3 protein-coding genes and 1 pseudogene are annotated in these 3,916 nt (G+C 65.8%); all 4 read right to left on the reverse strand.

Going from position 1 to position 3,916, the window contains the following annotated elements; all coding sequences use genetic code 11:
* Window positions 1–797, reverse strand: a 797-nt coding sequence (locus tag DDE23_RS24760; protein ID WP_133239610.1) for a bifunctional methylenetetrahydrofolate dehydrogenase/methenyltetrahydrofolate cyclohydrolase, incomplete at its 3' end; no start/stop codon positions are given.
* 1 nt (window position 798) lies between these two features.
* Window positions 799–1,680, reverse strand: a complete 882-nt coding sequence (locus tag DDE23_RS24765; RefSeq protein WP_107755230.1) for a bifunctional 5,10-methylenetetrahydrofolate dehydrogenase/5,10-methenyltetrahydrofolate cyclohydrolase — start codon at window positions 1,678–1,680, stop codon at window positions 799–801.
* A gap of 41 nt (window positions 1,681–1,721) precedes the next feature.
* Window positions 1,722–2,192 (reverse strand): annotated as a pseudogene (locus DDE23_RS24770) (tetrahydrofolate dehydrogenase/cyclohydrolase catalytic domain-containing protein); the annotation flags it as partial.
* Between the two features lie 53 nt (window positions 2,193–2,245).
* Window positions 2,246–3,916: formate--tetrahydrofolate ligase (locus DDE23_RS24775; protein ID WP_107755226.1), on the reverse strand; the 1,671-nt coding region annotated here is incomplete at its 5' end.

The following is a 3,916-nucleotide window of genomic DNA, read 5'->3' on the forward strand; positions in this document are numbered from 1 at the left end:
ACCCCGCCCGGCACCGGGGTGATCGCCCCCGCCACCTCGACCGCCGAGGCGAAATCGACGTCGCCGACCAGCTTGTTCTTGCCGTCACGCTCGATGCGGTTGATCCCCACGTCGATCACCGTCGCGCCGGGCTTCACCCAATCGCCCGGGATCATCTCGGGCCGACCCACCGCGGCGACGAGGATATCGGCCTGACGGCAGACCCCGGCCAGATCCTTGGTCCGGCTATGCGCAATGGTCACGGTGCAGCTGTCACCCAGCAGCAATTGCGCCATCGGCTTGCCGACGATGTTCGACCGGCCCACGACCACCGCGTTCATCCCCGACAGCGCGCCCAGATGGTCGCGCAGCATCATCAGGCAGCCCAAGGGCGTGCAGGGCACCATCGACTTCTGGCCGGTGCCCAGAAGCCCGACGTTCGAGATGTGGAACCCGTCCACATCCTTGGCCGGGTCGATGGCATTGATCACCAGATCCGAGTTCAGATGCCCCGGCAGCGGCAGCTGCACCAGAATGCCATGCACCGCCGCATCCTTGTTCAGCCGGTCGATCAGCGCCAGCAGATCGGCTTCCGAAGTCTCGGCCGGCAGCTTGTGCTCGTAGGAATTCATGCCGACCTCGACGGTCTGCTTGCCCTTCGACTTCACATAGACCTCGCTCGCCGGATCCTCGCCCACCAGCACCACGGCCAGACCCGGGGTGATCCCGTTTTCGGCCTTCAGCCGGGCGACATGTTCAGCCACCTGGCCGCGGACTTTCGCCGCGAAGGCTTTCCCGTCGATGATCGTTGCGGTCACGTCAAACCTCCGTATGGGCGTATTGGGCGCGGTAATGGGCCATCTGCATCCGCGTGGCCAGCACCGCGTTCTTCATCAGCGTGGCCACCGTCACCGGACCGACACCGCCCGGGACCGGGGTGATCCAGCCCGCCACCTCGGCGCAGCTGGCGAAATCGGCGTCGCCGACCGTCTTGCCGTCGACCCTGTTGATGCCGATGTCGATCAGCGCCGCGCCGGGTTTCAGCATGTCGCCGGTAACCAGCCCCGCCTTGCCGACCGCGACGAAGACCGCATCCGCCGCCCGGCTGTGCATGGCGACCGAGCGGGTCATGTGGTGGCAGACGGTGACCGTCGCGCCCAGCCCCATCAGCAGGAAGGCGATGGGCTTGCCGACGATCTCGGAATGCCCGATCACGGTGACGTCGAGGCCCTCCAGCTTCAGGGGCAGCGTTTTCAGGATCTCGACCGCGGCGACGGCGGTACAGGGGCCGAGCGCGAGGTCATTATAGACGATGTTCCCGATCGAAGCCGGGTGCATGCCCTCCACATCCTTCAGGGGATGGACGGCCTTTTGCAGCGTTTTCACCGGGATATGCGCGGGCAAGGGGCGCTGGATGATGATGCCGTTGACCCGGGGATCGGCGTTCAGCCCCTGCAGCACGCCGACCAGCTGCTCCATGGAAATCGTGTCGGGATAATTCCGCGCCTCGAATTCGACGCCGGAAGCCTCGGCCGATTTCTGCTGGTTGCGGACATAGAGCTCGGCCGCGGCGGTATCGCCGACCGAGATCGACACAAGCCGCGGCTGCCAGCCCTGCGCGGCCAGATCCGCCGCCTCGACCCGGTTCTCGTCCCGCATCCGGGCGGCGATGGCCTTCCCGTCGATGATCGCAGCGCGCATCCGCTCACTCCCGCCGGTCGGCCCGGCCTTGGCTAGGAAAAAAGCGCGCCCAGATGGTCGCGCAGCATCATCAGGCAGCCCAAGGGCGTGCAGGGCACCATCGACTTCTGGCCGGTGCCCAGAAGCCCGACGTTCGAGATGTGGAACCCGTCCACATCCTTCGCCGGGTCGATGGCGTTGATCACCAGATCCTCGTTCAGATGCTTGGGCAGCGGCAGCTGCACCAGAATCCCGTGCACCGCCGGATCGGCGTTGAGCCGCGCGATCAGGTCCAGCAGCGCCGCCTCGCTGGTCGTGGGCAGCAGCTTGTGCTCGAACGAGTTCATCCCCGCCTCGACCGTCTGCTTGCCCTTCGAGCGGACATAGACCTGGCTCGCCGGATCCTCGCCCACCAGCACCACCGCCAGGCCGGGGGTGATCCCGTGCTCGGCCTTCAGCCGCGTCACATGATCCGCCACCTGCCCGCGGATCCGGGCGGCAAAGGCTTTGCCGTCAATGAGTGTCGCCGTCATCGTCTTTCCTCGTGTCGCCGCGGGGCCGGCTTATGTCGCCGGCCCCTTTGGTGTCAGAACAGGCCTTCGACGAAGCCTTGGTCGTTGATGCGGATGGTTTCCGCGGCCGGGGTCTTGGGCAGGCCCGGCATGGTCATGATCTCGCCGCAGATGGCCACGATGAACCCGGCCCCCGCCGAGAGCCGCACTTCGCGCACCGGGACCGAATGGCCGGTCGGGGCGCCGCGCAGGTTGGGGTCGGTCGAGAACGAGTACTGCGTCTTGGCCATGCAGACCGGCAGATGGCCGTAACCCGCCGCTTCCCAGGTCTTCAGCTGGTCGCGGATCGACTTGTCGGCGATCACCTCGTCGGCGTGGTAAATGCGCTTGGCCACCGTCTCGATCTTCTGGAAGAGGCCCATCTCGTCCGGGTAGAGCGGCGAGAAATTGGCGCTGCCCGATTCCGCCATCTGCACGACCTTCTTCGCCAGATCCTCGATCCCCGCGCTGCCATGCGCCCAGTGCTTGCACAGGATCGCCTCGGCGCCCTGCTGGGCGACGTAATCCTTGACCGCCTGCACCTCGGCGTCGGTGTCCGAATGGAAGTGGTTGATCGCCACCACCACCGGCACGCCGAAACCCTTCACATTGGCGATGTGACGGCCGAGGTTCGGGCAGCCCTTCTGGACGGCCTCCACATTCTCGGCCCCGAGATCGGCCTTGGCCACGCCGCCGTTCATCTTCATCGCCCGCACCGTGGCCACGATCACCGCCGCGGCGGGTTTCAGACCGGCCTTGCGGCATTTGATGTCGAAGAATTTCTCGGCCCCGAGGTCGGCCCCGAACCCGGCTTCCGTCACCACATAATCGCCCAGTTTCAAGGCGGTGGTCGTGGCGATGACCGAGTTGCAGCCATGGGCGATATTGGCAAACGGACCGCCGTGGACGAAGGCCGGGTTGTTCTCCAGCGTCTGCACCAGATTGGGCTGCATCGCGTCCTTCAACAGCACGGTCATCGCGCCATCGGCCTTGATGTCGCGGCAATAGATCGGCCGGCGGTCGCGGGTATAGGCCACGACGATGTCGCCCAGACGCTTCTGCAGATCGGCCAGGTCCTTGGACAGGCACAGGATCGCCATGACCTCGGATGCGACGGTGATGTCGAAGCCGGTCTGGCGCGGGAAGCCGTTCGACACACCGCCGAGGCTGGTCACGGTATCGCGCAGCGCCCGGTCGTTCATGTCCATGACGCGGCGCCAGACCACCCGGCGCTCGTCGATCTGCAGGCTGTTGCCCCAGTAGATATGGTTGTCGATCATCGCGCTGAGGAGGTTATGCGCCGAGGTGATCGCGTGGAAATCGCCGGTGAAATGGAGGTTCATCTCCTCCATCGGCACCACCTGGGCATAGCCGCCGCCCGCCGCCCCGCCCTTCATGCCGAAATTCGGGCCGAGCGAGGCCTCGCGGATACAAATCACCGCCTTCTTGCCGATCCGGTTGAGCCCGTCGCCCAGACCCACGGTGGTGGTGGTCTTGCCCTCGCCCGCGGGCGTCGGGTTGATCGCCGTCACCAGGATCAGCTTGCCGTCCGGCCGGTCCTGCAGCGAGTCGATGAACCCCTGGCTCACCTTCGCCTTGTCATGGCCATAGGGCAGAAGATGCTCCGCCGGGATCCCCAGCTTGTCGCCGATCTCCATGATCGGCTTCTTCCGCGCCTCACGCGCAATCTCGATATCCGTTTTGAA

The sequence above is a fragment of the Pararhodobacter aggregans genome (assembly GCF_003075525.1).
Taxonomy (GTDB): Bacteria; Pseudomonadota; Alphaproteobacteria; order Rhodobacterales; family Rhodobacteraceae; genus Pararhodobacter; species Pararhodobacter aggregans.

Bases quoted from the DNA above. Each gene is read 5' to 3' on its own strand.
- DDE23_RS24765 (WP_107755230.1), bottom strand. From the start codon at position 1,680: ATGCGCGCTGCGATCATCGACGGGAAGGCCATCGCCGCCCGGATGCGG.